Source organism: Limnohabitans sp. (assembly GCF_046052825.1).
Taxonomy (GTDB): Bacteria; Pseudomonadota; Gammaproteobacteria; order Burkholderiales; family Burkholderiaceae_C; genus Limnohabitans.
Window position 1 is genome coordinate 55,684 of sequence record NZ_JAVLFP010000007.1, and the last position, 24,835, is coordinate 80,518.

At 59.8% G+C, this 24,835-nt stretch carries 27 protein-coding genes and 1 pseudogene; 17 read left to right on the forward strand and 11 right to left on the reverse strand.

The window, feature by feature from the left end; genetic code table 11:
* Positions 1-2 precede the first annotated feature (2 nt).
* The 4 genes from ACKWJN_RS01415 to ACKWJN_RS01430 form a co-directional block, all read right to left on the reverse strand.
* Positions 3-1,226 (reverse strand): amino acid ABC transporter substrate-binding protein, encoded by a 1,224-nt coding sequence (locus ACKWJN_RS01415; protein WP_408593827.1) that lies wholly within the window; start codon positions 1,224-1,226, stop codon positions 3-5.
* A 136-nt stretch (positions 1,227-1,362) separates the two neighbouring features.
* On the reverse strand, positions 1,363-1,842 hold the full coding sequence (locus ACKWJN_RS01420) for a hypothetical protein (RefSeq protein ID WP_408593829.1): 480 nt from the start codon (positions 1,840-1,842) through the stop codon (positions 1,363-1,365).
* Positions 1,839-3,134, reverse strand: a complete 1,296-nt coding sequence (hemL, locus tag ACKWJN_RS01425; RefSeq protein ID WP_408593831.1) for a glutamate-1-semialdehyde 2,1-aminomutase — start codon at positions 3,132-3,134, stop codon at positions 1,839-1,841. Before hemL ends, ACKWJN_RS01420 begins: the two co-directional genes overlap by 4 nt.
* Positions 3,135-3,142: 8 nt before the next feature.
* A complete protein-coding gene (locus ACKWJN_RS01430; RefSeq protein WP_408593833.1) occupies positions 3,143-4,078 on the reverse strand; it encodes a hydroxymethylpyrimidine/phosphomethylpyrimidine kinase in 936 nt (311 codons plus the stop codon).
* 14 nt (positions 4,079-4,092) lie between these two features.
* Between ACKWJN_RS01430 and ACKWJN_RS01435 the strand changes: the two genes are divergently transcribed.
* Positions 4,093-4,296 (forward strand): rubredoxin, encoded by a 204-nt coding sequence (locus ACKWJN_RS01435; RefSeq protein WP_408593835.1) that lies wholly within the window; start codon positions 4,093-4,095, stop codon positions 4,294-4,296.
* Between the two features lie 65 nt (positions 4,297-4,361).
* On the opposite strand, the gene ACKWJN_RS01440 is transcribed toward ACKWJN_RS01435, so the two are convergent.
* Positions 4,362-4,967 carry a pyridoxamine 5'-phosphate oxidase family protein gene (locus ACKWJN_RS01440; RefSeq protein WP_408593836.1) on the reverse strand — a complete coding sequence of 202 codons (606 nt, stop codon included), beginning with the start codon at positions 4,965-4,967 and terminating at the stop codon, positions 4,362-4,364.
* Positions 4,964-6,451 (reverse strand): cryptochrome/photolyase family protein, encoded by a 1,488-nt coding sequence (locus ACKWJN_RS01445; RefSeq protein WP_408593838.1) that lies wholly within the window; start codon positions 6,449-6,451, stop codon positions 4,964-4,966. The genes ACKWJN_RS01440 and ACKWJN_RS01445 overlap by 4 nt, the downstream gene beginning before the upstream one ends.
* A gap of 21 nt (positions 6,452-6,472) precedes the next feature.
* Between ACKWJN_RS01445 and ACKWJN_RS01450 the strand changes: the two genes are divergently transcribed.
* Genes ACKWJN_RS01450 through ACKWJN_RS01475 form a run of 6 tightly spaced genes read left to right on the forward strand, consistent with a single transcriptional unit; the run spans position 6,473 to position 11,044 of the window.
* Positions 6,473-7,111 carry a YqgE/AlgH family protein gene (locus tag ACKWJN_RS01450; RefSeq protein ID WP_408593840.1) on the forward strand — a complete coding sequence of 213 codons (639 nt, stop codon included), beginning with the start codon at positions 6,473-6,475 and terminating at the stop codon, positions 7,109-7,111.
* Entirely contained in the window at positions 7,108-7,527 is a 420-nt protein-coding gene (gene ruvX, locus ACKWJN_RS01455; protein ID WP_408593841.1) for a Holliday junction resolvase RuvX, read from the forward strand. The genes ACKWJN_RS01450 and ruvX overlap by 4 nt, the downstream gene beginning before the upstream one ends.
* Positions 7,524-8,021, forward strand: a complete 498-nt coding sequence (gene pyrR, locus ACKWJN_RS01460) for a bifunctional pyr operon transcriptional regulator/uracil phosphoribosyltransferase PyrR (RefSeq protein WP_408593843.1) — start codon at positions 7,524-7,526, stop codon at positions 8,019-8,021. Before ruvX ends, pyrR begins: the two co-directional genes overlap by 4 nt.
* 8 nt (positions 8,022-8,029) lie before the next feature.
* Positions 8,030-8,992, forward strand: coding sequence for an aspartate carbamoyltransferase catalytic subunit (locus tag ACKWJN_RS01465; protein ID WP_408593844.1), 963 nt, complete (start codon positions 8,030-8,032; stop codon positions 8,990-8,992).
* The gene (locus ACKWJN_RS01470; RefSeq protein WP_408593846.1) at positions 8,989-10,302 is read left to right on the forward strand and encodes a dihydroorotase; all 1,314 of its coding nucleotides are present in this window, start codon (positions 8,989-8,991) and stop codon (positions 10,300-10,302) included. The genes ACKWJN_RS01465 and ACKWJN_RS01470 overlap by 4 nt, the downstream gene beginning before the upstream one ends.
* A gap of 10 nt (positions 10,303-10,312) precedes the next feature.
* Complete coding sequence (locus ACKWJN_RS01475; RefSeq protein WP_408593848.1) at positions 10,313-11,044, forward strand: lysophospholipid acyltransferase family protein; 732 nt, start codon at positions 10,313-10,315, stop codon at positions 11,042-11,044.
* A gap of 45 nt (positions 11,045-11,089) precedes the next feature.
* Here the strand turns inward: ACKWJN_RS01475 and ACKWJN_RS01480 are convergent.
* The 3 genes and pseudogenes from ACKWJN_RS01480 to ACKWJN_RS01490 all read right to left on the reverse strand — a co-directional run.
* Positions 11,090-11,275: pseudogene (locus tag ACKWJN_RS01480) on the reverse strand (DsrE family protein); the annotation flags it as partial.
* A complete protein-coding gene (locus tag ACKWJN_RS01485; RefSeq protein WP_408593850.1) occupies positions 11,274-12,548 on the reverse strand; it encodes an FCSD flavin-binding domain-containing protein in 1,275 nt (424 codons plus the stop codon). The pseudogene ACKWJN_RS01480 and the gene ACKWJN_RS01485, both read right to left, overlap by 2 nt.
* Before the next feature lie 13 nt (positions 12,549-12,561).
* Complete coding sequence (locus ACKWJN_RS01490) at positions 12,562-12,891, reverse strand: c-type cytochrome (protein ID WP_408593852.1); 330 nt, start codon at positions 12,889-12,891, stop codon at positions 12,562-12,564.
* Between the two features lie 252 nt (positions 12,892-13,143).
* On the opposite strand from ACKWJN_RS01490, the gene soxY reads away from it, so the two are divergent.
* The 5 genes from soxY to soxB are packed head-to-tail and all read left to right on the forward strand — an operon-like array spanning position 13,144 to position 17,223.
* A complete protein-coding gene (soxY, locus tag ACKWJN_RS01495; protein ID WP_408593853.1) occupies positions 13,144-13,599 on the forward strand; it encodes a thiosulfate oxidation carrier protein SoxY in 456 nt (151 codons plus the stop codon).
* Between the two features lie 24 nt (positions 13,600-13,623).
* Positions 13,624-13,935, forward strand: a complete 312-nt coding sequence (gene soxZ, locus ACKWJN_RS01500; protein ID WP_408593854.1) for a thiosulfate oxidation carrier complex protein SoxZ — start codon at positions 13,624-13,626, stop codon at positions 13,933-13,935.
* A gap of 59 nt (positions 13,936-13,994) precedes the next feature.
* The gene (gene soxA, locus ACKWJN_RS01505) at positions 13,995-14,786 is read left to right on the forward strand and encodes a sulfur oxidation c-type cytochrome SoxA (protein WP_408593877.1); all 792 of its coding nucleotides are present in this window, start codon (positions 13,995-13,997) and stop codon (positions 14,784-14,786) included.
* A gap of 27 nt (positions 14,787-14,813) precedes the next feature.
* A complete protein-coding gene (gene soxX, locus ACKWJN_RS01510) occupies positions 14,814-15,467 on the forward strand; it encodes a sulfur oxidation c-type cytochrome SoxX (RefSeq protein WP_408593856.1) in 654 nt (217 codons plus the stop codon).
* A gap of 22 nt (positions 15,468-15,489) precedes the next feature.
* Positions 15,490-17,223 carry a thiosulfohydrolase SoxB gene (gene soxB, locus ACKWJN_RS01515; protein WP_408593857.1) on the forward strand — a complete coding sequence of 578 codons (1,734 nt, stop codon included), beginning with the start codon at positions 15,490-15,492 and terminating at the stop codon, positions 17,221-17,223.
* Here the strand turns inward: soxB and ACKWJN_RS01520 are convergent.
* A complete protein-coding gene (locus ACKWJN_RS01520; protein WP_408593859.1) occupies positions 17,220-17,783 on the reverse strand; it encodes a DNA-3-methyladenine glycosylase I in 564 nt (187 codons plus the stop codon). The two genes, soxB and ACKWJN_RS01520, sit on opposite strands and share 4 nt — an antisense overlap.
* 120 nt (positions 17,784-17,903) lie before the next feature.
* On the opposite strand from ACKWJN_RS01520, the gene ACKWJN_RS01525 reads away from it, so the two are divergent.
* The 4 genes from ACKWJN_RS01525 to ACKWJN_RS01540 are packed head-to-tail and all read left to right on the forward strand — an operon-like array spanning position 17,904 to position 22,841.
* A complete protein-coding gene (locus ACKWJN_RS01525; protein WP_408593861.1) occupies positions 17,904-18,239 on the forward strand; it encodes an ArsR/SmtB family transcription factor in 336 nt (111 codons plus the stop codon).
* Positions 18,233-19,318, forward strand: a complete 1,086-nt coding sequence (locus tag ACKWJN_RS01530) for an efflux RND transporter periplasmic adaptor subunit (RefSeq protein ID WP_408593863.1) — start codon at positions 18,233-18,235, stop codon at positions 19,316-19,318. Before ACKWJN_RS01525 ends, ACKWJN_RS01530 begins: the two co-directional genes overlap by 7 nt.
* A gap of 9 nt (positions 19,319-19,327) precedes the next feature.
* A complete protein-coding gene (locus ACKWJN_RS01535) occupies positions 19,328-22,609 on the forward strand; it encodes an efflux RND transporter permease subunit (RefSeq protein WP_408593865.1) in 3,282 nt (1,093 codons plus the stop codon).
* Positions 22,610-22,628: 19 nt separating this feature from the next.
* Positions 22,629-22,841, forward strand: a complete 213-nt coding sequence (locus tag ACKWJN_RS01540; RefSeq protein WP_408593867.1) for a DUF2892 domain-containing protein — start codon at positions 22,629-22,631, stop codon at positions 22,839-22,841.
* A 59-nt stretch (positions 22,842-22,900) separates the two neighbouring features.
* Here ACKWJN_RS01540 and menA read toward each other — a convergent pair whose 3' ends face one another.
* Positions 22,901-23,824 carry a 1,4-dihydroxy-2-naphthoate octaprenyltransferase gene (gene menA, locus ACKWJN_RS01545; protein WP_408593868.1) on the reverse strand — a complete coding sequence of 308 codons (924 nt, stop codon included), beginning with the start codon at positions 23,822-23,824 and terminating at the stop codon, positions 22,901-22,903.
* Positions 23,825-23,936: 112 nt separating this feature from the next.
* On the opposite strand from menA, the gene ACKWJN_RS01550 reads away from it, so the two are divergent.
* Positions 23,937-24,835: sulfate ABC transporter substrate-binding protein (locus tag ACKWJN_RS01550; RefSeq protein ID WP_408593869.1), on the forward strand; the 899-nt coding region annotated here is incomplete at its 3' end.

A 24,835-nucleotide genomic window follows, 5' to 3' on the forward strand; every position in this document is an offset into this window, starting at 1 on the left:
CCTCAAGGAAGCTGCATCTTCACGCCAGGCTTGGCATAGGCCTTGGGCCACACCACCACCCATTCGCCGTTTTGCACTTGTTTGATCTTGCTGACGTCATCGCCATAGTTGTTCACGCCATCAAAGCGCATGGGGCCTTCGATGGTGTTGACGGTGTTCTTTTTCAACCAAATCGCCAAGGTGCGGTCGTCCAAACTCTTGGTGGCGGTGACCGCTGCTTCCAGCACTTGCCAGGCGGCAAACGAGGCAGCGGCTTGGGTGTCCACAAACGTGTCGGGCAACCCGGCTTTGGCAGCGCGCTCATTGAAAATCTTGGCGAACTCGGCAGCCCCGGTGTTGCTGGTCATGGGGGCATGCTGTTCAAAGATGGTCATGGCCAAGGCATTTTTGGCGTCGGGTGACTTCAGCATCGGGCCGGGTGAGGGCAAGAAGTGGAACATTTGCGGTGCGGGGTAATCGATCTTCTTCATGGCATCCAGCAACAAAATGCCTTCCAAGGCAATCACGCCGCCCCAAATGAAGTCGGGTTTGGCTTCTTTCAAACGGCTGGCAATGGCGCCGAAGTCGCGGTTGCCAAATTCCCATTCGAGGTAGAGCACTTCGGTCAAGCCACGCTTCTTGGCAACCTCACGCGCACCCACCGACATGAAATGAACCGAGGGGAATTTAGACGTCACGATGGCGATGGTCTTGGGTGGCTTAGGGCCAGCAGCCAATGCGTCGAACACCAGGTTGGGGCCTGTGGTGGCGGGGTCAACACCGGTGGCCCAGGTGGGAAACTGCATGTCGTACTTGGCCAGGCTTGGGATACCAAAGGTGTGGTGAATCAGCACTTTGTTGTAGCGTTGCGCCACGCCCATGGCCGACAAAATGTTGGCAGTGGCATACGGGCCAATCAACAAATCGGCTTTGTCCACGGTGACAATTTGCTCATACAAGGTGCGGGCCAAGTCGGGCTTGGATTGGTCGTCTTTCAAAATCCATTCCACAGGACGACCCAGCAAACCATTCTTTTTGTTGAGTTCTTCCACGTAGATTTCACCCACCAACTTGTGCACCATGGCGGTGGCAGACAAAGGGCCTGTCATGGCCAAGGTGCCACCGACTTTGATGGGGGTCCCCGATGGGGCCGCTTGGGCAGGCGTGCTGAGCAGCTGCAGGCCCAGCAACAGACTCAGAGCTGTGCCCAACAAAGAGGTGATTGGTTTGAAAGAAGCAGTTGTCATCGGTACTCCATGGCTGTGATTGCTGTGCAATGTATGCCATGAAGTGGCCGCTGACCATCCTCGTAAACCTTAGCTGCCCCTGTCTCCAAGGCGCCAGAACTTGGGCGATGGCAGCGGACTGTCTGCGATGAGCGCTTTAATCGGTGAATCGGTACTTCAATTGAAACGTGACAGCGCCGTGCAGTTTGTCACCCACCGTGGGCACGAAACTGACGTTGAGCCCCAGCTGCCGACCTTCCATGCTGACCACAGGAATGACCGCTGGAAACCAGCCCCCATCAAAGGCCTTGGGGTAGCCATTGAAGGCACCCATCACCACGCCCGCCTTGAAGGGCCCCAAGCGGTAGGGCATGGCATACAGGCCCACATAGTGCGAGGTGGCGCGGTCGCTGTTGTCAAACACACCTGCCGTCAATGAGTAGGTGTCGGTGAGCGGCAGCTCAAACCCCAAGCCAGTGTTGACGTTGTTGAGGTCTTTGTCGCGCTGCAGGTGGTAAGAGTAAAAGCCGGGGTTGATCCAAGCTTTGCGCAGGTCCAGGTCAAGCGCTGGTGCCGATGCACTGGCGCACAAGGCCATGGCCAGCACGCTCAGCACATGGGCTGGGCTGCGCCTCATAGTTGTTTGAACACGGCAGCCGCTGCGTCAACCGTGGCGGCAATGTCTGCCTCGCTGTGCGCTGCGCTGACAAAGCCTGCCTCGTACAGCGCGGGTGCGATGTAGACGCCTTGGTCCAGCAAGCCATGAAACAGTCGGTTGAACTTTGGGCTGTCGCTGGTCATCACCTTGGCGTAGTTGTGTGGCAATTCAGGCAACAAGAAAAAGCCAAACATGCCGCCTTCGCAGTCGGCGCTGAAGGGCACGCCGGCTTGTGCGGCAGCCGCACTCAAACCATCGACCAAGCTGCGTGTGCGTGCGCTTAAACCATCCCAAAAACCAGGCTTGGAAATTTCTTTGAGCGTGGCCAAACCGCAGGCCGTGGCCACGGGGTTGCCACTCAAAGTACCTGCTTGGTAGACCGGGCCAGTGGGGGCGAGTTGCTCCATGATGGCGCGCGGGCCGCCAAACGCCGCGAGGGGCATGCCCCCGCCAATGACCTTACCCAACACCGTGATGTCGGGCTTGAAGCCCGGAATGCTCTTGGCGTAGACGCTTTGGGCGCTGCCCAAGGCGACGCGAAAACCGGTCATGACTTCGTCAAACACCAACAGGGCGCCGTATTGCGAGCACAACTCGCGGCAGCGTTGCATGAAAGGCACCGAGGCACGCACAAAGTTCATGTTGCCAGCGATAGGTTCGATCATCAAACACGCCAGCTCTTTGCCGTGCAAAGCAAACGCCTCTTCCAGTTGGGGAATGTTGTTGTACTCGAGCACCAGCGTGTGCTGCACCACTTCGGGCGGCACACCGGCGCTGGTGGGGTTGCCAAAAGTGGCCAAGCCAGAGCCTGCTTTGACCAACAAGGCATCGGCATGTCCGTGGTAACAACCTTCGAACTTGATGATCTTGCTGCGCCCGGTTGCGCCGCGTGCCAGACGCAACGCACTCATGCCCGCTTCGGTGCCAGAGCTGACCAAACGCACCATCTCCATGGAAGGGACGTGCGCGAGGATGGCTTCTGCCAGTTCAATTTCACGCTCGGTCGGTGCGCCAAACGAAAAGCCGTCTAAGGCAGCTTTTTGCACAGCTTCGAGCACCGCAGCATTGCCGTGGCCCAAGATCATCGGGCCCCAAGAGCCGATGTAGTCGATGTATTTTTTTCCGTTGGCATCCCAAAAATAAGCGCCTTGTGCCCGTTGCACAAAACGGGGGGTGCCGCCCACGGCGCGAAAGGCGCGCACAGGCGAGTTCACGCCGCCAGGAATCACACGGGCAGCACGTTCAAACAGTTCTTGGTTGAGGTCGGTCATGGTCAGTTTCAGTGTTTGGTTTCAAAACGGGGCAATGAAAAATCTTCTGCAGTGGGTGGGCTTTCGTCGCCCTCATCGGTGTCTTCGTCCTCGGCCTCGGCCCAAAACAAGCGGTCTGGCAGCAGGTGGCCCATGCCAGGTCGAAAGCCGCTGTTGAGGCTTTGGTCGAGAAAGTTCAGCGCTTCGTGGGTCGCAGCCTCTAGGTCGGTGCCAGAGGCCAGCAAGGCTGCCAGGGTGATGCTCAACGTGTCTCCCGCCCCAGAGAATACCGCGTCAAAGCGCTCAAAGCGTTCGCTCACCATCACGGTGTGTGCCGTGGCCAAGGCGTTCTCCACCTGTTGATCGGGATGGTTGATGCCTGTCACCAGCACATAGGGCACGCCCACGTCGGCAGCAGCGCGCGCCAAGTCACGCGGGCCGGGGCTGCGTGTTTGGTTCCACTCGGGCAGCAACCAACGCCACAAGGTGTTGTGGTTGCCGACCAGCACGGTGGTCTGCGGCAAGATGAGCTCGCGAAAGGCATCCAGATAGGCGTCGATGTGTTCGTCTTCCCACCACGACAAATTGGGCATGTAGGCCACCACAGGCACTTCGGCGTAGTCGGTGGTGATTTCGGCAATGGCGCTGAGGTTTTCGGGGTTGCCGCAAAAACCGACCTTGATCACTTGCACGCTGACGTCTTCCAACACGCTGCGTGCTTGCTCGGCCACGGCTTCTTCGTCAAAAGCCACATGGTCAAAAATTTCTGCGGTGTCGCGCATGTAGGCGCCGGTCACCACGGGCAGGGCGTGTGCGCCCACAGAGGCACTGGCCAGCACATCGGCGCTCAAACCCCCTGCGCCACACGGGTCGCTGGCATTGAAGACCAACACACAGGGCGGGGCGGTTGCAATTTCGTCGGACAGCGTGACGTCGGTTGCGATGAGGGTTTTATCTGGCGTCATGGTGCGTCTATACAATGCATTTCATTCTATGCGTTGACGAAAGAAATGCTGTGTCAAAAACTTGGATGTGTCTGATTTGTGGATGGATTTACGACGAAGAGGCCGGCGCGCCTGACCACGGCATTGCCCCTGGCACGCCTTGGGAGCAAGTGCCCATGAATTGGACTTGCCCTGAGTGCGCAGCCCGCAAAGAAGACTTTGAAATGGTTCAGTTTTAAGCCTCTACTTTTCGCCCGGTCGCCGTTTCTGAACGCCCAACAGCAGGGCCGCTGATCGGTCAGCTTCACAGCATGCTTTGGTAGCGTTGAACCATGGCCTCTTGGGTTTCCGCAGGCTCTTCTAATCCCGCTTGGTCTTTGATCATTTGCCCCATGCTGGGCAGCACCGAGCGTGGCACCTGGCTGCTGGCCTGCCACAACTTGGCACGCATCATGGCTTTGGCGCAGTGCAAATAGGCTTCGCGCACCGTCACTTCAATCACCGTCGTGGGTGGTCGTGCCTCATCGGCAAACTTGGCCAGCAAAGCGGGGGATGCACTGACCGTGGCATGGCCATTCACGCGCAAAGTTTCGTCCACACCCGGAATCAAAAACAGCAAACCAATTTGCCCGGTCGCGATGATGTTCTCCAAGGTGTCGAGCCGGTTGTTGCCTGAGGCATCGGGCAGCCACAGCGTGGTGTCGTTGCCCACTTTCACAAAACCTGGTGCGCCACCGCGTGGAGATGCATCCATTTGCAGGGCGGCACTGCTGCTGGAGACCACCACAAACGGTGACAGCGCAATGAAGCGCTGGATGTGTGTGTCCAAATGCGTGAGTTGTTTTTTCACGGCGCGTTCGCCGGGGGCCGAATACACACGGCGCAAGTCGTTCACAGATTGGATCTTCATTTTTCTTTTTTCACCACGGCATAACGTTGCAGGGTCAAGGCACGTGCCTCGGCATGGTCCACGATGGGCGCGGGGTAGTCTTTGCCCAGTTGAAAGCCCGCCGCTTGCAGTTCCATCGGTTTTGCCAACCAAGGGGCGTGGATCGCTGCGTTGGAGAGTTTGGCAAGAGCCGGCACGTAGCGGCGAATGAACTTGCCCTCGGGGTCAAATTTCTCGCTTTGGCTGATGGGGTTGAAGATGCGAAAGTAAGGTTGCGCGTCACATCCGCTGGAGCTGGCCCATTGCCAGCCGCCGTTGTTGGCGGCCAAGTCAAAGTCGTTCAAGTGCTGGGCAAAGTAGCGCTCGCCCCAGCGCCAATCAATCCCCAAATCTTTCACCAAAAAGCAGGCCACCACCATGCGCAAGCGGTTGTGCATGTAGCCGGTTTGGTTGATCTGTGCCATGGCTGCATCGACCAAGGGGTAGCCCGTGCGTCCTTCGCACCACGCGGCAAACTGTTCTTTGGCGTGCTTGTTGTGCTCCCACTTGATGGCGTCGTACTCGGGCTTGAACGAGGCGTTCACCACCCGTGGGTGGTGGTGCAAGATCTGGTGGTAGAAATCGCGCCAAATCAACTCAGACAACCAGACCTCGGCCCCCTTGGAGCCCGCCAACATGCGCTGGTAGCCGGTGGATGCCAACTGGCGAATGGACACCGTGCCAAAGCGCAGGTGCACACCGAGGTAGCTGGGCCCTTTGACGGCCGGAAAGTTGCGCGTCTCGTCGTAGCGGTCCATGCGGTCAAAGAAATCTTCAAACAAAGCCAAGCCACCCGGGCTGCCGGTGGGCACATGCAAGCTGCTCAAGTTGGTCGGCTCAAAGCCCAACTCGGCCAGTGTGGGAACGGGCACCTGGTAGGCCTTGGGTCTGGGGGCGAAGGCCTTGACGTACTTGCCCACCGGGTAAGAGCGCAGGTAATAGTCGTTGACCTTTTGCAGCCAGGCGTTTTTGTACGGGGTGAACACCCCATAGGGCTTGCCCATTTGCGTCAGCACCTCGCTGCGCTCAAAAATCACATGGTCTTTGTAGGTCTGAAAACCAATCCCCGCATTGGCCAAGGCGCCGCGCACCTTGGCGTCACGCGCCAAGGCCTCGGGCTCGTCGTCGTGGTTGGCAAACACCTCTTGCACGCCCAAGGCTTTGGCCAATTGAGGGACGTCGTCCACAGCCAAGGCGTGGCGCACGATCAAGCCGGCTTTGGCGTCCCCTGCGACAGCGCGCAGTTCTGCGTCCAAAGTCACCAGCGACTCGCGGATGAACTCCACCCGCCTGTCTTGGCGCGGCAAGCTGTCCAAGATGGCACGGTCAAACACGAAGACGCAGTGCACGTGTTGGCAGGTTTTGAGCGCGTGGTAAAGCGCTGCGTTGTCAAAGGCGCGCAGGTCACGGCGAAACCACATCAGCCCCGCAGGGACATGGGTGGTGTGGCGGGAAGAGCTTGGCATGTTCACCCTTAAAATTGGTCTATGACCGCCGATTCTGCCCCTACCAACCTCACGCATCACTTTTTGATTGCCATGCCGGGGCTGGAGGACGCCACATTCGCCAAAACCGTGGTCTATCTGTGCGAGCACAGCGAGCGGGGCGCACTGGGACTGGTGATCAACAAAGCCAGTGACTTGAGCATGAAAGCCTTGTTCGAAAAAGTCGATCTGCCTTTGATGCGCGCCGACTTGTTCGATGCGCCTGTGTTGCAAGGCGGACCGGTTCACACCGAACGCGGGTTTGTGTTGCACGAGGCCATGTTGGCCACGCCCGAAGCCACTGAGCAAGCTGCCTTGACTGCCTCACAGCCCAGCAAGACCCAAGAATCCATCTATGCCTCGACCATGACGATTCCTGGGGGTTTGGAGATGACCACTTCCAAGGATGTGCTCGAAGCCTTGTCGACGGGCGCGGGCCCACGTCGGGTCCTGGTTTCTTTGGGCTACTCCGCTTGGGGTCAAGGCCAGCTCGAATCGGAGTTGGCCGAAAACAGCTGGCTCACCGTGGGCGCCGACCTGGCAGTGATTTTTGACACCCCACTGGAGCAACGCTACGAACGGGCCATGGGCTTGTTGGGCTTGGCCTCGTGGATGTTGTCTTCTGAGGTTGGCCACGCATGAGCAGCCTGCCCGCGCTGGATGTGCCCGCCAGCTTGCAGTCTTTTTTGGCGTTCGACTTCGGCATCAAGCGCACCGGTGTGGCCTACGGCAGTCGGTTCTTACGCGAAGCCCAACCCCAAGCCACGGTCAACGCCGAAGGCAACGCACGCTGGGCACCCATTGCCCAGCGCATTGCCGAGTGGCAACCTGACGCCTTGGTGGTGGGGGTGCCGTTTCATCCCGATGGTGCCGCGCACGACAACACCGCCAAAGCGCGCCAATTCGCCCGCCAGTTGCATGGCCGTTTTCAGCTGCCTGTGTTTGAGGTGGATGAGCGCTACAGCACCACCGAGGCTTTGAGCCAAGGTGCCAAAGACGCCGATGCGGCATCGGCTTGCATCATCTTGAACCAATTTTTTCGGGAAATTGCCCCATGAGTGGAAACCTTTTTTTAGACGCGGAGAGCTTGTACGTCGAGCTGCTCAAAGGCGTGCGCAGCATGCTCACCCCAGGCACCCGTTTGGTGGGCATCACCTCGGGTGGCGCTTGGCTGGCTTCGCGCTTGCACAAAGACCTGGGCTTAGAGGGCGAGGCGGGCAGCATCTCGTCGGCCATGCACCGCGATGACTTTGCCCAACGCGGTCTGGCCGATGGCGGTCAAACCAAATTGCCGTTTGAAATCAACGGCGCGCACCTGATCGTGCTCGACGACGTGCTCTACACCGGGCGCACCATCCGGGCCGTGCTCAACGAGTTGTTTGACTATGGCCGCCCCGCCAGCGTCAAGCTGGCCGTGTTGGTGGACCGCGGTGGTCGCGAGTTGCCGGTGCAGGCCGACTTTGCGGCGGCACGTGTGGCACTGCCCGCCAGCCAGTCGCTGGCGCTGGCCAAAACCGAATCCGGTGAATTTAATTTTTCTGTGAAAGCTTGAGCCGCGCCATGCTCTACAAACGCAACCCCCAGCTCAACAAAAACGGCGAGCTGATCCATTTGCTCTCCACCGAAGGCTTGTCGCGTGACATCCTCACGCACATCCTCGACACGGCGGCCAACTTCGTCTCGGTCAACGACCGTGAGGTCAAAAAAGTGCCGCTGCTGCGCGGCAAAAGCGTGTTCAACCTGTTCTTTGAAAACAGCACCCGCACCCGCACCACGTTTGAGATTGCCGCCAAGCGCTTGTCGGCGGATGTGTTCAATTTGGACATCGCACGCTCTTCGGCCAGCAAGGGTGAGTCGCTGCTTGACACCATTGCCAACCTGAGCGCCATGGCCGCCGACATTTTTGTGGTGCGCCACAGCGAGTCGGGCGCACCCTACCTGATTGCCGAACACGTGGCACCGCATGTGCACGTGGTCAACGCCGGCGACGGACGTCATGCCCACCCGACCCAAGGTCTGTTGGACATGTACACCATCCGGCACTACAAAAAAGACTTCACCCACCTCACCGTGGCCATCGTGGGCGACGTGCTGCACTCGCGGGTGGCACGCTCGGACATCCACGCACTCACCACCCTGGGTTGTGCCGAGGTGCGGGTGGTCGGTCCCAAGACCTTGGTACCAGGCGACTTGGCGCAGATGGGCGTCAAGGTGTTCAACAACCTCGAAGACGGCATCCGTGGCTGCGATGTGGTGATCACCTTGCGCTTGCAAAACGAACGCATGAGCGGTGCCTTGCTGCCCTCCAGCCAAGAATATTTCAAAGCCTTTGGCCTCACGCCAGAGAAACTCCAACTGGCCAAACCCGACGCCATCGTCATGCACCCAGGCCCGATCAACCGAGGCGTCGAGATCGACTCGGCGGTGGTCGACGGCCCGCAAAGCGTGATCTTGTCGCAGGTGACGTTTGGCATTGCCGTGCGCATGGCGGTCATGTCCATCGTGGCGGGGAATGAAGCATGAACATCCTGATTCAACACGGTCGCGTGATCGACCCAGCCTCTGGCCTCGACCAAACCGCCGATGTGGCGGTGGCGGGCGGCCGCATCGTGGCCATCGTCCAAGCGGGCGAGTCCTTGCCTGAAGGCTTCTCCCCCGAGCAACGCATCGACGCCACAGGCTGCATCGTGGCGCCTGGCTTGGTGGACCTGCAAGTGCGCTTGCGCGAGCCCGGGTATGAGCACGAAGGCATGCTTGACTCCGAACTCAACGCTGCTGTGGCTGGGGGTGTGACCAGCTTGGTTTGCCCGCCCGACACCGACCCGGTGCTCGACGAGCCTGGCTTGGTGGAAATGCTGCGCTTTCGTGCAGACAAACTGCACCGCGCCCGCGTGTTCCCCCTCGGTGCGCTGACCCGAGGCCTACAAGGCGAAGTGTTGACCGAGATGGTGGAGCTCACCCAAGCCGGTTGCGTGGGTTTCAGCCAAGCCGAAGTGGCCTTGGCCAACACCCAGGTGCTGCAACGTGCGCTGCAATACGCGGCCACTTATGGCTACACCGTGTGGCTGCGGCCCCAAGAACTGCATCTGGGCAAAGGCGTGGCGGCCAGTGGTGCACTGGCCACCCGTCTGGGCTTGAGTGGCGTGCCGGTGGCGGCTGAAACCATTGCCTTGCACACCATCTTTGCCCTCATGCGCGCCACCAAAGCCCGGGTCCATCTGTGTCGCATCTCCAGCGCTGAGGGCGTTGAATTGGTGCGGGCAGCCAAAGCCGAAGGGCTGGCGGTCTCCGCCGATGTCAGCATCAACTCGCTGCACCTGACCGACCACGACGTGGGTTACTTTGACAGCCGTGCCCGTGTGACGCCCGTGCTGCGCCAACAGCGTGACCGCGACGCTTTGCGTGCCGCCTTGGCCGATGGCACCTTGGACGCCTTGGTGTCGGACCACACCCCGGTCGACGTGGACGCCAAAGCCCTGCCCTTTGCCGAGGCTGAGCCTGGGGCCACAGGGCTGGAGTTGCTGCTGAGCCTGGCCCTCAAGTGGGCCCAAGGCTCGGGTGTGAGCCTGCTGCGTGCCTTGGATGTGCTGACGGCCCAACCTGCACGCGTGCTGGCGCACAGCGTGTCGGACCACCCCAGCCTGGGGCAGTTGCATGTGGGTGCGGTGGCCGATGTGGTGGTGTTTGATCCAGAAGTCCACTGGCAAGTCACGCCCAACGCGCTGCGCAGCCAAGGCAAGCACACCCCGTTTGCGTTCGACATGAATGGCATGGCCTTGCCTGCCCGCGTCAAAGCCACCTTGGTGGATGGGCGCATCGCCTACCAGGCCTGATTCCCTGAGCATGCGTGCCCTGCAAGCGCTGTACAAGTTGGCACGCGTGCTGGGCTGGGTGGTCTATGGCTATTGGCGTGTGCGCACGGTCTTTCCCAAACTCACTGACACACAACAAGCCCGCGCCGTTGAGGTGTGGGCTCGCGGCATGTTGGCCATCATGGGCATTGAGGTGCGTGTCAAAGGCCATCCCTCGGCGGGACCGGTGTTGATGGCGGCCAACCACATCTCGTGGTTGGACATCTTGGTCATGCACGCCGCTTGTCATTGCCGATTTGTGGCCAAGTCAGAAATCCGCAGCTGGCCCTTGCTGGGTGTGCTCACCACCGGCGGAGGCTCGCTGTACATCGAACGCTCCTCCAGCCGAGACGCCATGCGCTTGGTGCACCACATGGCAGACGCCTTGCGCCAAGGCGACGTGTTGGCGGTGTTTCCAGAAGGTGGCACGGGCGACGGCGTGAACCTGTTGCCTTTCCATGCCAACTTGTTGCAAGCCGCCATTTCTGCCCAGGTGCCTGTTCAGCCAGTGGCCTTGCAGTTTGTCGAAGCGGCGACCCACCAGCGCAGCCTGGCACCGTGTTACCACGCGCAAGACACCTTGGTCGGTTCGTTGTGGCGCACCTTGTGTGCGCCGCCTTTGTTGGCGGTGGTGCGCTATGGCCAGCCGCAGAGCACCTTCGGGCTGCACCGCCGTGCGTGCGCGCAGCAGGTGCAAACCGCGATTGCCGAGTCCTTGGCCTGAGCCGGCGTCATGGCGGCAGCTGACGCGTGAGGCTCCAAACGACCCTCAGGGTTTGAGGTAAGCGAAGCCTTCCTTGGCTTGCAGTCGGGCCACCTCGGCTACACCAGAAGGCACGATCTTGGCTTCCATCACCACTTTGGATGGGGCAATCTGGCGAACTTCCAGGGTGTTGTTGCAAACCCGAAACTGCACACCCTTGCCGCTCAAGTCACCCACCACACCGCTGAACTCACAGCAAGGTGTCTGCCCAAATGTTGTGGGCCCAGTTCATGGCGTACACGCCTTCCAATTCGCTGGGGGCTGGGGACACGCCGCCAGAGCCAGGCACGGTTTTGTAGGTGTTCTCTTTGACATCGTATTGATGCAGCGAGGCCACATGCACCACCAACTTGTCGTTCACAAAGCTGTAGCAGGTGTTGCTCAAAAACGGCGCTGGGTTGACCGCCAGGTCGGAGAGTTGCGCCACGATGGCGGCGGCGGCGACCTTGCCATGCGAGTTGGCCATGTGGCCCGACTTGGGCATCAAGGGCGCAATCATGATCGAGTCACCCAAGATGTGGATGTCTTTGGCTTGTGTCGATTCGAACGTCAAGTAGTTCACGCCACACCAACGTCCATTGGCATTGGCCAACTGGGTTTGCACCGCAATGCTGCCGGCACGCATGCTGGGCAATACATTGAGCACATCGGCTTTGACGTCGTTTTGAATTTCAAACTTCAGCGTCTTGGTGGCGGCATCCACGGCGACCACCTTGTGCTGGGGCACATACTCCAAGATGCCTTTGTAGTGGTCGGCCCAAAACTTTTTGAACAAGGGGCCTTTGGACGTCACGTCTGGGTTGGCATCCAAGATCAGCACCTTCGACTTCGGCTTGTGCTGCTTGAAGTAATGCGCCACCTGGCTGGCACGCTCATAGGGCCCGGGTGGGCAGCGGTAGGGCGCTTCAGGAATGGTGATGGCAAACACGCCACCATCGGGCATGGCTTCCAGCTGCTGGCGCAAGGCAAGCGTTTCTGGGCCGGCTTTCCAAGCATGCAAGATTTGCCCAGAGGCGTTGGCAGCTTGCAAACCTTCGATGCTGCCAAACATCAGGTCGATGCCGGGCGACATGACGAGCTTGTCGTAGCGGATGGTGGGCCCGCTGGCCAAGGTCACGGTTTTCTTGACGGCATCAACGCCCGTCACGTGGTCGCGCACCACGTTGACCCCGTGTTTGCCGGAGAGCTTGTCGTAAGGCGTGGTGATGTCTGCCATGGTTTTGCTGCCACCGATCACCAAGTTGGAAATAGGGCAGGAGACAAATGCTGAATTGGGCTCAATCAGCACCACATCGATTTGGTAGTTCGAGAGCATGCGCACGTACTTGGCGGCGGTTGCGCCACCATAACCGCCACCGATCACCACCACACGGGCTTTTTCAGGGATGCGCCCTGTGCTGGCGCATCCCGCCATTCCCAAAGAACCCCAGGCCAAAGAGGCTTGTACAAAGCTGCGACGTTTCATGTGAACTCCTGAATCAGCGTGGGATGGCAGCGTAGTAGCTGGCGATGGTGAGGATCTGTGCATCGGTCAATCCCTTGCTGAGCTGGTGCATCACCGTGGCAGGACGGGTGCCTTCTTTGAAAGCCTTCATTTGCAAGACCATGTAGTCCTTGGGCATGCCCGCCAAGGCAGGAATGCTGGAGCCTTCAACGGTGCGACCTTCTGTGCCATGGCAATTCGCGCACATGGCGGCGGTCGCACGGGTGTGCAAAATTTCTTCTTTGCTTTGGGCATGGGCTGCGCCGATGCAAGCCAATGTCAGGGCAGTCCAGCGAGCCAGCTGAAGGGCAGTGCGTGTGTTCATGAAGACCTCTTACAAGTCAGGAATGTGAGTCAGAGTGCCTACTTTAACTGCTCCATCGGGTGTGATGCACGCCGTGTGGTGCAGCGATGCAATGACCCACAGACCCTGTTGGCTGTAACCCGCTAAGTGCAGGCTCAAGCCGCCGAAATAGGTTCAAGTTTGATCCACCCCTTAGGAGGGCAAAGGCGCTGTGGTTTGTTGGGACATTGACCTTACGGCAAAATGACCCCCAAACTGCACCAGGAGAAATTCATGCAAACCCGACGCGAGACCCTTCAGCGCAGCGCTGTTGTGGCAGGTCTCTTGGCCTCTACCGGCCTGTTCCCTCACTACGCCCAAGCGTTTGACAAAGCGGCCTTCGATGCCAAAACGATTGCCGAGGCTGTCAAAGCCATGGGCGGCTCTGCCCCCGTAGAAAGCAAAGACGTGACCATCACCGGTCCAGACATTGCCGAGAACGGCGCTGTCGTGCCTTTGGTGGTCGGCACCTCGCTGTCTCAAGTCAAACGGGTCTTGCTCTTGGTGGAAAAGAATCCAGCCCCTTTGGTGGCCATGTTCAACGTGTCGCCCGACATTGAAGCCACGTTTTCCACCCGCTCCAAGATGGGCCAGTCTTCGGACGTGTATGCCGTGGCGATCACCCAAGACGGCAAAGCCTTCTTTGCCAAGAAGGACGTCAAAGTCACCCTCGGCGGCTGCGGCGGCTGATCCACACAGAATTGAGGAACACACATGTCAGATCCCATGCGCATTCGCGCACAAGCTGCCGGCGGCAACGCCACCATTCGCGTGCTCATGAGCCACGAAATGGAGTCCGGTCAACGCAAAGACCCCAACGGCAAGACCATTCCCGCGTGGCACATCCAAGATGTGACCGCCAGCCTCAACGGCAAGCCGGTGTTGACGGCCGAGTGGGGCCCCGCCGTGTCCAAAAACCCGTACTTGCAATTCACCATCAAAGGTGCCAAGGCGGGTGACAAAGTGGCCATCACCTGGCGCGACAACAAAGGCGAGAGTCGCACCGACGAAGCCACCGTGTCTTGATGAACTGCCACACACACCACGCCATGTCTAAGTTGTTCGTATGGGGTCTGTGCGCTTGCATGCAGTGGGGAGGAGCGTTGGGGTTGCTGGCGCTGACGGGCTCTGCCATGGCGCAAAAGTCAGCGGCCGACAGCATTGCCCAATACCGTGCCATGCTGCAAGACGGCAACCCCGCCGACTTATTTGAAGCCAAAGGCGAAGACCTGTGGAAGCAAAAGCGTGGCCCTAAAAACGCGTCGCTCGAACAATGCAATTTGGGCAAAGGTCCAGGCGTGGTCAAAGGCGCGTGGGTGGAATTGCCACGTTACTTTGCCGATACGGGCCGGGTCCAAGACCTGGAGTCACGTTTGCTCACCTGCATGCAAGCCCTGCAAGGCTTCAATGCCGATGCCATTGCCAAAACACCGTTTGGCAAGGACGAGCAAAACAACGTCACCGCGATCGCCACCTGGGTATCTGCCGAATCCAAAGGCATGAAGTTCAATTTGCCGCAAAGCCACATCGAAGAACGCAAGATGTACGAAGTGGGCAAACGCCTGTTTTTCTTGCGCGGTGGTTCACACGACTTTGCATGTGCGACTTGCCATTCGCAAGACGACAAACGCATTCGTTTGCAAGACCTGCCCAACCTCACCCAATCGTCAGGCGCTGCCAACGGTTTTGGTGCTTGGCCTGCCTACCGAGTCTCCAACGGGCAGATGTGGAGCATGGGGCTTCGGCTGAATGACTGCTACCGACAGCAACGCTTTCCGTACCCCCTGTTTGGCAGCGAAGCCATCATTGCTTTGGGCGTCTTCATGGGCGTCACAGCGCAAGGCGGCGAGGCCACGGCGCCTGCCATCAAGCGTTAAGCGCGCGCACAACATGAACCGCAAAAAATGAACCGTATCTACGCATTGATGGGAGTTGCTGTGGCCACTGCCCTGCTGGCTGCATGCAGCACACCCATGCCCACCCGCGCCGAGTTGGACCAACTCACCCAAGACATCATCGCCCGCTCGTTTCGTGCGGAAGGTCAAGCCAAGTTGGACCGAGTCCACCCCGACGAAGACAACCGCCTGTGCGCCGAGTCAGACATCACGGGTGTGGCCTTGGATCCCAAGATGGCCCAAGCCATCGAAGCGCGCAACTTGGCCACCATCCAGCCGCCCACTGATGGCAAATTTTTGGGAGACTGGAAACAAGGCGAAGTCATTGCGCAAAGTGGCGCTGGCAAAACCTGGACCGACAAAGAAGGCTCGGTGAATGGCGGCAATTGCTACAACTGCCACCAGATCAGCCAAGAAGAGTTGTCCTACGGCACCCTGGGCCCGAGCCTCTACAACTACGGCAAGATCCGTGGCGTGGCCAACCCCAGCAGTGCCGACGCAAAGCCCATCGTGGACTACACCTGGGGCAAATTACAAAACGCACGCGCTTACAACGCCTGCTCCAACATGCCGCGCTTTGGTCACAAAGGCATCTTGACCGAGGCGCAAATCCAACACCTCATGGCCTTGTTGCTCGACCCCGCGTCTCCGGTCAATCGCTGATCTGTCTGTCAGCATCCAAGCGATGAACCTCACCAAACGCGAATTCATGCAGGTCTTGGGCGCTGGCAGCATGGCGGGCCTCAACCTGCAAGCCTTTGCCCAAGCTGATGCAGGCCGAGCCGCCGACGGCCTCTACAACATTCCCAAGTTTGGTCAGGTCTCGTTTCTGCACATGACCGACTGCCACGCGCAGCTCAAACCGATTTACTTTCGCGAGCCCAGTGTCAACTTAGGGGTGGGAAGCATGAAGGGGCAACTGCCGCATTTGGTGGGCGAACATTTGCTCAAGACAGCGGGCGTGCGTCCCGGCAGTGCCGAGGCCTATGGCATGAGCCACCTCCACTTCGAAACCGCCGCACGTCGCTACGGCAAAGTGGGCGGCTTTGCGCACTTGGCCACCTTGGTCAAACGTCTCAAAGCCACGCGTCCTGGTGCGCTGTTGCTTGATGGCGGGGACACCTGGCAGGGCAGTGCCACCTCGTTGTGGACCCAAGGCCAAGACATGGTCGACGCTTGCAAGTTGCTGGGTGTGGACGTGATGACCGGCCACTGGGAATTCACCTACGGCATGGAGCGGGTGCAAGAGATTGTCGAGAAAGACTTTGCGGGCAAGGTCGACTTTGTGGCGCAAAACATCAAGACCCAAGACTTTGGCGATCCGGTGTTCAAACCCTATGTGATGCGCGAAATGAACGGCGTGCCCTGCGCCATCATCGGCCAAGCCTTTCCCTACACACCGATTGCGAACCCGCGCTACATGGTGGCCGACTGGGCCTTTGGCATCCAAGACGAGAACATGCAAAAGATGGTCGACGATGCCCGTGCCAAAGGTGCGCAGGTGGTGGTGGTGCTGTCGCACAACGGCATGGACGTGGACTTGAAAATGGCCAGCCGCGTGAGCGGCATCGACGCCATTCTGGGTGGTCACACCCACGACGGCATGCCCGTGGCCACCTTGGTCGCCAACAAAGGCGGCAAAACCATCGTCACCAATGCGGGCTCGAATGGCAAGTTTTTGGGGGTCCTGGACTTGGAGGTCAAAAACAAACACGTCACCGACTTCCGCTACAAGCTGTTGCCCGTGTTTGCCAATATGCTGCCCGCCGACCCCGAGATGGACGCACTCATCACCCGCGTGCGTGCGCCTTATGAGGCCAAGCTCAACGAAAAATTGGCCATCACCGAAGGCACGCTGTACCGCCGTGGCAACTTCAACGGCACGGGCGACCAACTGTTGTTGGACGCACTGATGGACGTGCAAGGTGCGGACATCGCGTTTTCACCGGGTTTTCGTTGGGGCACCTCGCTGTTGCCAGGCCAAGCCATCACGCGTGAGTGGTTGATGGACATGACCGCCACCACCTACTCGTATGCCACCGTGACCGAAATGACGGGCGAGACCTTGAAGACCATCTTGGAAGACGTGTGCGACAACCTTTTCAACCCTGACCCGTATTACCAGCAAGGCGGCGACATGGTGCGCGTCGGAGGGCTCGAGTATGTCTGCCGCCCCACCGCAGGCATGGGCCAGCGCATTCACAACATGCGCCTCAAAGGCAAAGCCATTGAGGCCCACAAACAATACAAAGTGGCGGGCTGGGCCCCCGTGGCCGAAGAGGCCAAAAACCAAAACCTCAAGATGGTGTGGGACGTGGCCGAGCAGTGGCTCAAGGCGCGAGGCGGCAAGGTAAGCCCACGCAAGCTCAACACCCCAACCTTAGAGGGCGTGTTGCCCAACCCTGGGGTTGCGCTTTAAACCTGCACGGCGGCATGCCGATGGCAGCTCAACAAATGGTCATTGACCATGCCTGAGGCTTGCATGAAGGCATAGCAAATGGTGCTGCCAATAAATTTAAAACCCGCCTTCAGCAGGGCACGACTCATGGCGTCTGAGGCGGGGGTTTGGGCGGGTACCTCACTCAGGCTTTGACGCTGGTTCTGAATCGGCTGACCGTCGACAAACTGCCACACAAAGTCGCTGAAAGTTTGGCCACTGGCTTGAAGGGACAGGTAGGCTTTGGCATTGCCGATGGTGGCCGCCACCTTCAAACGGTTGCGCACGATGCCTGGGTTGGCGAGCAACTCGGCGACTTTGCGGTCGTCGTAGCGCGCTATTTTTTCTGCATCAAAGTGGTCAAACGCCAGGCGGTAGTTCTCACGTTTCTTGAGCACCGTGGACCACGACAGGCCGGCTTGCGCGCCCTCCAAGTTGATCAACTCAAACAGGGCCGCGTCGCTGCGCAGGGGCACGCCCCACTCGGTGTCGTGGTAGTGGCGGTAGAGGTCAAAGCCTTCACACCAGGGGCAGCGTTGCATACAACTCCTTTCAGAGTGCGTAGTCTAGGCTCCCCGTTCAACCTGTGGCGTTGATTTTAATTTACAAACAAACAATATATCGTGTAATATATTGTTTGTTCATTGATTGATAGATTCTCTATGCCAACGCCAGCCCCCATCGACCTGTGTGCCATGCGAACCGCAGCCAACCAGGCCTGCCGTTTGCTCAAAACCTTGTCCAACGCCGACCGCTTGATGCTGTTGTGTCAGTTGGCGCAAGGCGAGCGCTGCGTGAGCGAACTGGAGGCCTTGTTGGGGATCGTGCAGCCCACTTTGTCGCAGCAACTCAGTGTGCTGCGTGACGAACAGTTGGTGAGCACCCGCCGTGAAGGCAAAAACATTCACTACCAAATCAACAGCGACATCGCCTTGCATGTGATGCAGGTTTTGTATACCCAGTTTTGTGGCGTTCAAGCCAAGGAGAGCACATGTTGAAGTCCTCATTCGCGCAGCGCAGCGCAGTCACTTGGTCTTTGGCAGGCGCTTTGGCTGCCACTTGGGGCGCCGCTTGGGGCGCCGAGGCGGTGCGTGTGCCGGTGGTCAGCGTCGGTGCCCAGTCGGTCACCACGGGTATGGAGATGGATGGGGTGGTCGAGCCCATCAAACAAAGCTCGGTCTCGTCCCAGGCCTCTGGGCGCGTGTCCGCTTTGCTGGTGAAGGCTGGCGACTTGGTCAAAGCCGGTCAGGTGTTGGCCACCGTGGATGACCGCGAAACCCAAACCGGTGTGCAACGCAGCCAAGCCCAACTGGTGCAAAGCGATTCGGAGATGCGCAACGCCCAGCTCAACCTGGCTCGTGCGCGTGACTTGCAAGCCAAAGGCTTTGTCAGCCAAGCGGCGTTAGACACGGCGGAGTTGCAATTCAAATCGGCTCAGGCGGGGCGCGACCAAGCGGGGGCGGGGGCTCGTCAGTCTGCACTGTCGCAAGAGTTCACCCGTGTCACGGCACCTTACGACGGCTATGTGTCTGACACCCTGGTGCAAGCGGGTGATTTGGCTTTGCCAGGCAAACCGTTGCTCAACATGTATGCGCCCACAGCCTACCGCGTGGTGGTGCATGTGGGCGTGTCGCAAATGGCCAGTACACGCGCTGCAGCGCATCTGGAGGTGCAACTACCCGCAGCAAGTGGCGGTGAGTGGGTCAAGCCCGTGGGGCAGCAGTGGATGCCAGCTGCCGACGCGTTGTCGCAAACCCTGCAGTGGCGCATCGATCTGCCCAACCTGGCCCACACACCGTGGGTGCCGGGCCAGCAGGTGCGTGTGCGTTTTGTGGCGGGCGTGGCGCAGCGCATGGCGTTGCCTGCCACAGCCGTGCTGCGTCGTGGCGAACTCACTGCCGTTTATGTGGCGGGTGGTCCGGGGTTTGTGATGCGTGTGGTCCGTCTGGGCAGCCAGGTGGGTGCAGGTCAAGTCGAAGTGCTGGCGGGCTTGTCTGCGCAAGACCGCGTGGCGCTCGATCCCGTGCAAGCCGGCTTGCTGGGCGCACAACCCGCTACTGCCACCTCTCACAAATAAGGCCTGGTCATGCAGCAACCCCCATCACACCAAACCACGCTGGGCGTGTCCGGTCGCATCGCAGCAGCATTTCAGGTCAATGCCATCACCCCTTTGTTGGCCTTGGTGGCTCTTTTGCTGGGATTGTTTGCTGTGCTTGTCACCCCGCGTGAAGAAGAGCCGCAAATCAACGTCACCATGGCCAATGTGCTGATTGCATTTCCAGGGGCCAGCAGTGTCAACGTGCAAAACATGGTGGCCAAACCTGCGGAGCAGGTGCTGAGCCAAATCGCTGGGGTGGAGCACACCTATTCGGTGTCACGCCCCGGTGTGGCGGTGCTGACGGTGCAGTTCAAAGTGGGCGTGCCGCGCACCGAGGCCTTGGTGCGTTTGTACGACGTGCTCAACGCCAACCAAGACTGGTTGCCCCGTGACCTGGGGACCTTGCCTCCCATCGTCAAGCCCAAAGGCATTGACGATGTGCCGGTGCTGGCACTGACGCTCTGGAGCCCAAACAGCACCCCCGGTGTGGACTTGGCGTTGGTGGCGCAAAGCTTGGAGACCGAACTCAAGGCGGTTGCTGGAACCCGCGAAGTACAAACCATCGGTGGTCCAGGACGTGCCATTCACGTCTGGTTAGACCCAGTCCGCTTGCGTGACCGTGGCTTGGATGTGTTGAGTTTGCAAGCCACCTTGCGCGCTGCCAATTTGGCGATGCCCGTGGGCAGCGTGATGGACACTGCGTCGACCCACGGAAAAATGCTGACCGTGCAAGCGGGTGAGTTCTTGCGCAGCGCCGACGACGTGGCCGACTTGGTGGTGGGTACCTCCCAAGGCAAGCCCATTTATTTGCGTGAAGTCGCGCGCGTTGAAGCGGGCGCGCAACTGCCCCAACGCTATGTGTGGTTCACGCCCGGGGCAGCTGGGTTGGCCGAAACAGACAAGGTGTCAAGCGCACCAGAAACTGCCGCCACCGGCCAGGTCTATCCGGCTGTGACCTTGACCGTCACCAAAAAGCCCGGAGAAAACGCGGTCGATGTGGCGCGTGCGGTCCGTGCCCGTGTCGACGCCTTGCGCAACACCCTCATCCCCGACGGTGTGCAGGTGTCGGTCACGCGCGACTATGGCGAGACCGCCGCCGAAAAAGCCAACAAGCTGATTCAAAAACTGGCCTTTGCCACCGGCTCGGTCATCTTGCTGGTGGGCTTGGCGCTGGGTCGCCGCGAAGCGGTGATTGTGGGCAGCGCGGTCATCCTCACCCTCTCCGCCACCTTGTTTGCCAGTTGGGCCTGGGGCTTCACGCTCAACCGCGTGTCTTTGTTTGCGCTCATCTTCTCGATCGGCATCTTGGTGGACGACGCCATCGTGGTGGTGGAGAACATCCACCGCCATCAAGCTTTGTATCCGCAGAAACCTTTGCGCGACATCATTCCTGCTGCGGTAGACGAAGTGGGCGGCCCCACCATCTTGGCCACGCTCACGGTCATTGCGGCTTTGCTGCCCATGGCCTTTGTGTCGGGCCTGATGGGTCCCTACATGAGTCCCATCCCCATCAATTCGAGCCTGGGCATGGCCATCTCTCTCGCCATTGCGTTCACCGTCACGCCTTGGTTGGCTTTGACGTTGATGCGCACCGCACACACAAGCGAGCATGCTCACCCACACACCACAGGCCGTGTCAAAGCCAAGCTCGATGCCTTGTTCAGCCGGGTGCTCACGCCGTTTTTGCACAGCGCCAAAAAACGTTGGCAGCTGTTGGCGGGCATCGTGGTCGCACTCATGCTGTCGGTGGGGCTGGCAGCGGTGCAGTGGGTGGTGCTCAAGATGCTGCCCTTTGACAACAAGAGCGAGTTTCAGGTGGTGGTCGACATGCCGGCGGGCACACCGCTGGAGAACACCGCAGCGGCCTTGCATGCCCTGGGGGCCCACTTGGCCCAGCAGCCCGAGGTGCGGGACCTGCAAGGCTATGCCGGCACCGCCAGCCCCATCACCTTCAACGGCTTGGTACGCCAGTACTACTTGCGCGCTGAGGTGGAGATGGGTGACTTGCAAGTCAACTTGGTGGACAAGCACCACCGCAGCGAAAAAAGCCATGCCATCGCACAGCGCTTGCGCCCCGCACTCGAAGCCATTGCCCAAGCCCATGGCGCACGCATCAAGCTGGTTGAAGTGCCCCCAGGCCCACCGGTCATGAGCCCGCTGGTGGCCGAGGTGTATGGGCCTGACGAAGCCGGCCGTCAAGCCCTGGCGCGTCGCATCGCCAAGGCCTTTGGCCAGACGGCTGACATCGTGGGCATCGACACCACCTTGAAAGAAGACGCACCCCGCGCCCACTTGGTGGTGCTGCGCCAACGCGCCGAGACCTTAGGCGTGTCCGTGGCCGCGATTGCGCAAACCGTGCAAGGTGCGCTCTCAGGCTTAGACGCTGAGTATCTGCACGACGACCACAGCAAATACCCTGTCCCGGTGCGCCTGCAATTGCCGCGCGAAGCACAGGTGGGCCTTGATCCACTGCTGGCCTTGTCTGTGCGTGCCAGCAACGGGCGCTTGGTGCCCGTGTCTGAGCTGGTGCGCGTCGAGCGCGACGTGATTGACAAGCCCTTGTTCAGCAAAGACCTCAAGGGTGTGAGCTATGTGCTGGGCGACATGGCGGGCACATTGGATTCACCGTTGTATGGCCTGTTTGACATTCGCCCCCACCTGCGCGAAGCAGCTTTGCCCGGCACGGGCGACTTGGGCGAGTATTGGATTCAACAGCCCACGGACACCTACCGCCAATACGCCATCAAGTGGGATGGGGAGTGGCAAATCACCTACGAAACCTTCCGCGACATGGGCGCTGCCTACGGCGTGGGCCTGATCTTGATTTACCTCTTGGTGGTGGTGCAGTTCAAGAGCTATCGCACGCCCTTGGTCATCATGGCCCCCATCCCCTTGACCCTCATTGGCGTCATGCCCGGCCACGCCTTGCTGGGTGCGCAGTTCACGGCCACGTCCATGATCGGCATGATCGCGCTGGCCGGCATCATCGTGCGCAACTCGATCTTGCTGGTTGACTTCATCGAGCTTCAAGTGGCGCAAGGCATGCGTTTTGAGCAAGCCGTGGTGTCCGCTGCTGCGGTGCGCGCACAGCCGATTGCATTGACCGGATTGGCCGCCATGATCGGCGCCTTCTTCATCTTGGATGACCCCATCTTCAATGGTTTGGCCATCTCTTTGATTTTCGGCATCTTGGTCTCCACCTTGCTCACGCTGGTGGTGATTCCGGTGCTGTATTACGCGCTGTACCGCAAGCGCCATGTGGCGGTGTGATTTTTAAAAGGAGTCTGTCATGACTGTTGAGCGTTATATCCGCGTGATCGCGGGTCTTTTTATCGTGGTGTCTTTGGCTTTAGGTGTGGCGCAAAGCCCGCTCTTTGTGAGCCCCTGGTTCTTGGCCTTCACCGCGTTTGTCGGCTTGAACTTGTTTCAGTTCGGCTTCAGCAACATGTGCCCCATGGGCTTTCTCTTACGCAAGCTGGGAGTGCCAGACAGCAAAGCCTGATGCGCCGAAGGCAAGCGCTGCTGCTGATGCGCGTGAACGTGTGTGCGAGGTGAGGACGTTCAAGCGCTCAGCAGCTTGACGCCCACCAGCGCACCCGACAGCGCCGTGGCAAATGCCAGCTCGGTGCGAAACACACCCAACAGCAAGGCGTTGAAGTCTGCCCCATCGGTGCAGCGCGGCAAGCGACGCATGAGCCTCATGGCGTGAGGTAAGCCCAGCAGTGGCAACAGCAGGCCTGCGCGTTGGGTGATGGCCCACATCACGCCAGACATCACAAACGGCAGCAGCAGCCACAGGTGCAGCATGCGCGCAGACGCTGCGGCGCCCAGCCACACTGCCAGAGTGTGGCGACCCACCAAGCGGTCGTGCGCCATGTCGCGGTGGTTGTTCACGGCCAAGGCCGCCGCCGACACACTGCCCACTGCTGCCGCCGCGCATGCGCCCAGCACCGTCACTTGGTTGGACAGCAACCACTCGGTGCCCAGCACCGCCACCCAGCCAAAAAACACCCACACCGTCAACTCGCCCCAGGGGGTGTAGGCAATGGGTTTGGGTCCCCCCATATAGGCCAGCGCCGCCAGCAACGACGCCACGCCAATGGCCAGCACCCCCCAACCGCGTTGCGTCACCAAGACCAGGCCCAAGCTGGTGGCCACCGCGCACAACACGCCAATGACCCAGCGCACACGTCTCACGCTGAGCCAGCCCCGTGCGGTGGCGCGTGGCAAGCCCACATGCTGTCCCACCTCGGCGCAGCCGCGCGCAGTGAACCCGACATCGTTTTGCAAATTGGTGATGGCCTGCATCAGCAAGGCCGCCAGCAGTGCCATTGCCGTCAGCCCTATTGGCAGTTCACCCGTGTGAAAAAAAGCCACCGCCGCACCCACCCACACCGGCCCGATGGCCAACACCAAGCTGGCCGGGCGCAAGGCCATGGACCAGGCCTGCCAGGCATGAGCGGGCTTGAACAAGACGGTGTGCATGGGGCTTAGATGTTTGGGTAATTTAGAAGTGAGAACTCTGTCGTTCCCTTTTTAGACATGGGCTCACAGAATCCATCCATCGCAATTTTCGATGCATTCTCAAGAGATCCCCATGATTCAACGCAAACACTTCCTCTCCACTTTTGCAGCGCTTGGCTTATTGGCCGTGGCTGGCATCGCTTCGGCCCAAGCACCCGCTCAAACACCCGCATCCGTGAGCTTGCTCAATGTGTCGTACGACCCCACCCGCGAGTTGTATGTCGAGTTCAACGCTGCCTTTGCCAAACACTGGAAAGCCCAGACCGGCCAAGACGTGAGCATCAAGCAGTCGCACGGTGGCTCGGGCAAACAAGCGCGTTCGGTGATCGACGGCATCGACGCCGACGTGGTCACGCTGGCCTTGGCTGGTGACATCGATGCCTTGGTCAAAAACGGCGGGCTCATTCCTGCCGATTGGCAAAAGCGCTTGCCCCACAACTCGTCGCCTTACACCTCTACCATCGTGTTGGTGGTGCGCCAGGGCAACCCCAAAGGCATCAAAGACTGGGACGATCTGGTCAAGCCCGGCATCAGCGTGATCACACCCAACCCCAAGACCTCCGGCGGCGCGCGCTGGAACTACCTGGCAGCCTGGGAATTCGCCAAGCGCAAGTACGGCGGAGACGCCAAGGCGCGTGAGTTCATCACCAAGCTCTACGGCAATGTGCCAGTGCTCGACACCGGTGCGCGCGGCTCGTCCGTGACCTTTGCCCAGCGCAACCAGGGCGATGTGTTCATTTCGTGGGAGAACGAGGCCTATCTGCTGGAAAAGGAGTTTGGCAACAAGGTGGACGTGGTCTACCCGTCGATCAGCATCCTCGCCGAGCCACCGGTGTCGGTGGTGGACAAGACCGTGGACCGCAAGGGCACGCGCGCCGTGGCCACGGCCTATCTCGAGTACCTGTACACCGATGAAGGACAGGACATTGCCGGCAAGAACTTCTACCGGCCGATCACGGTCAAGGCGCAAGC

Excerpts from the sequence above, each read along its gene's own strand:
- ACKWJN_RS01540 (WP_408593867.1), top strand. The coding sequence starts at position 22,629 with ATGACTGTTGAGCGTTATATCCGCGTGATCGCGGGTCTTTTTATCGTG.
- ACKWJN_RS01535 (WP_408593865.1), top strand. The coding sequence starts at position 19,328 with ATGCAGCAACCCCCATCACACCAAACCACGCTGGGCGTGTCCGGTCGC.
- soxZ (WP_408593854.1), top strand. The coding sequence starts at position 13,624 with ATGTCAGATCCCATGCGCATTCGCGCACAAGCTGCCGGCGGCAACGCC.
- ACKWJN_RS01475 (WP_408593848.1), top strand. The coding sequence starts at position 10,313 with ATGCGTGCCCTGCAAGCGCTGTACAAGTTGGCACGCGTGCTGGGCTGG.
- ACKWJN_RS01450 (WP_408593840.1), top strand. The coding sequence starts at position 6,473 with ATGACCGCCGATTCTGCCCCTACCAACCTCACGCATCACTTTTTGATT.
- menA (WP_408593868.1), bottom strand. The coding sequence starts at position 23,824 with ATGCACACCGTCTTGTTCAAGCCCGCTCATGCCTGGCAGGCCTGGTCC.
- hemL (WP_408593831.1), bottom strand. The coding sequence starts at position 3,134 with ATGACCGACCTCAACCAAGAACTGTTTGAACGTGCTGCCCGTGTGATT.
- ACKWJN_RS01485 (WP_408593850.1), bottom strand. The coding sequence starts at position 12,548 with ATGAAACGTCGCAGCTTTGTACAAGCCTCTTTGGCCTGGGGTTCTTTG.
- ACKWJN_RS01530 (WP_408593863.1), top strand. The coding sequence starts at position 18,233 with ATGTTGAAGTCCTCATTCGCGCAGCGCAGCGCAGTCACTTGGTCTTTG.
- ACKWJN_RS01430 (WP_408593833.1), bottom strand. The coding sequence starts at position 4,078 with ATGACGCCAGATAAAACCCTCATCGCAACCGACGTCACGCTGTCCGAC.
- ACKWJN_RS01490 (WP_408593852.1), bottom strand. The coding sequence starts at position 12,891 with ATGAACACACGCACTGCCCTTCAGCTGGCTCGCTGGACTGCCCTGACA.
- ACKWJN_RS01445 (WP_408593838.1), bottom strand. The coding sequence starts at position 6,451 with ATGCCAAGCTCTTCCCGCCACACCACCCATGTCCCTGCGGGGCTGATG.
- ACKWJN_RS01470 (WP_408593846.1), top strand. The coding sequence starts at position 8,989 with ATGAACATCCTGATTCAACACGGTCGCGTGATCGACCCAGCCTCTGGC.
- ACKWJN_RS01420 (WP_408593829.1), bottom strand. The coding sequence starts at position 1,842 with ATGAGGCGCAGCCCAGCCCATGTGCTGAGCGTGCTGGCCATGGCCTTG.
- pyrR (WP_408593843.1), top strand. The coding sequence starts at position 7,524 with ATGAGTGGAAACCTTTTTTTAGACGCGGAGAGCTTGTACGTCGAGCTG.
- ACKWJN_RS01520 (WP_408593859.1), bottom strand. The coding sequence starts at position 17,783 with ATGCAACGCTGCCCCTGGTGTGAAGGCTTTGACCTCTACCGCCACTAC.
- soxB (WP_408593857.1), top strand. The coding sequence starts at position 15,490 with ATGAACCTCACCAAACGCGAATTCATGCAGGTCTTGGGCGCTGGCAGC.
- soxY (WP_408593853.1), top strand. The coding sequence starts at position 13,144 with ATGCAAACCCGACGCGAGACCCTTCAGCGCAGCGCTGTTGTGGCAGGT.
- ACKWJN_RS01525 (WP_408593861.1), top strand. The coding sequence starts at position 17,904 with ATGCCAACGCCAGCCCCCATCGACCTGTGTGCCATGCGAACCGCAGCC.
- ACKWJN_RS01440 (WP_408593836.1), bottom strand. The coding sequence starts at position 4,967 with ATGAAGATCCAATCTGTGAACGACTTGCGCCGTGTGTATTCGGCCCCC.
- ACKWJN_RS01435 (WP_408593835.1), top strand. The coding sequence starts at position 4,093 with ATGCATTTCATTCTATGCGTTGACGAAAGAAATGCTGTGTCAAAAACT.
- soxX (WP_408593856.1), top strand. The coding sequence starts at position 14,814 with ATGAACCGTATCTACGCATTGATGGGAGTTGCTGTGGCCACTGCCCTG.
- ACKWJN_RS01415 (WP_408593827.1), bottom strand. The coding sequence starts at position 1,226 with ATGACAACTGCTTCTTTCAAACCAATCACCTCTTTGTTGGGCACAGCT.
- ACKWJN_RS01465 (WP_408593844.1), top strand. The coding sequence starts at position 8,030 with ATGCTCTACAAACGCAACCCCCAGCTCAACAAAAACGGCGAGCTGATC.
- soxA (WP_408593877.1), top strand. The coding sequence starts at position 13,995 with ATGCAGTGGGGAGGAGCGTTGGGGTTGCTGGCGCTGACGGGCTCTGCC.
- ruvX (WP_408593841.1), top strand. The coding sequence starts at position 7,108 with ATGAGCAGCCTGCCCGCGCTGGATGTGCCCGCCAGCTTGCAGTCTTTT.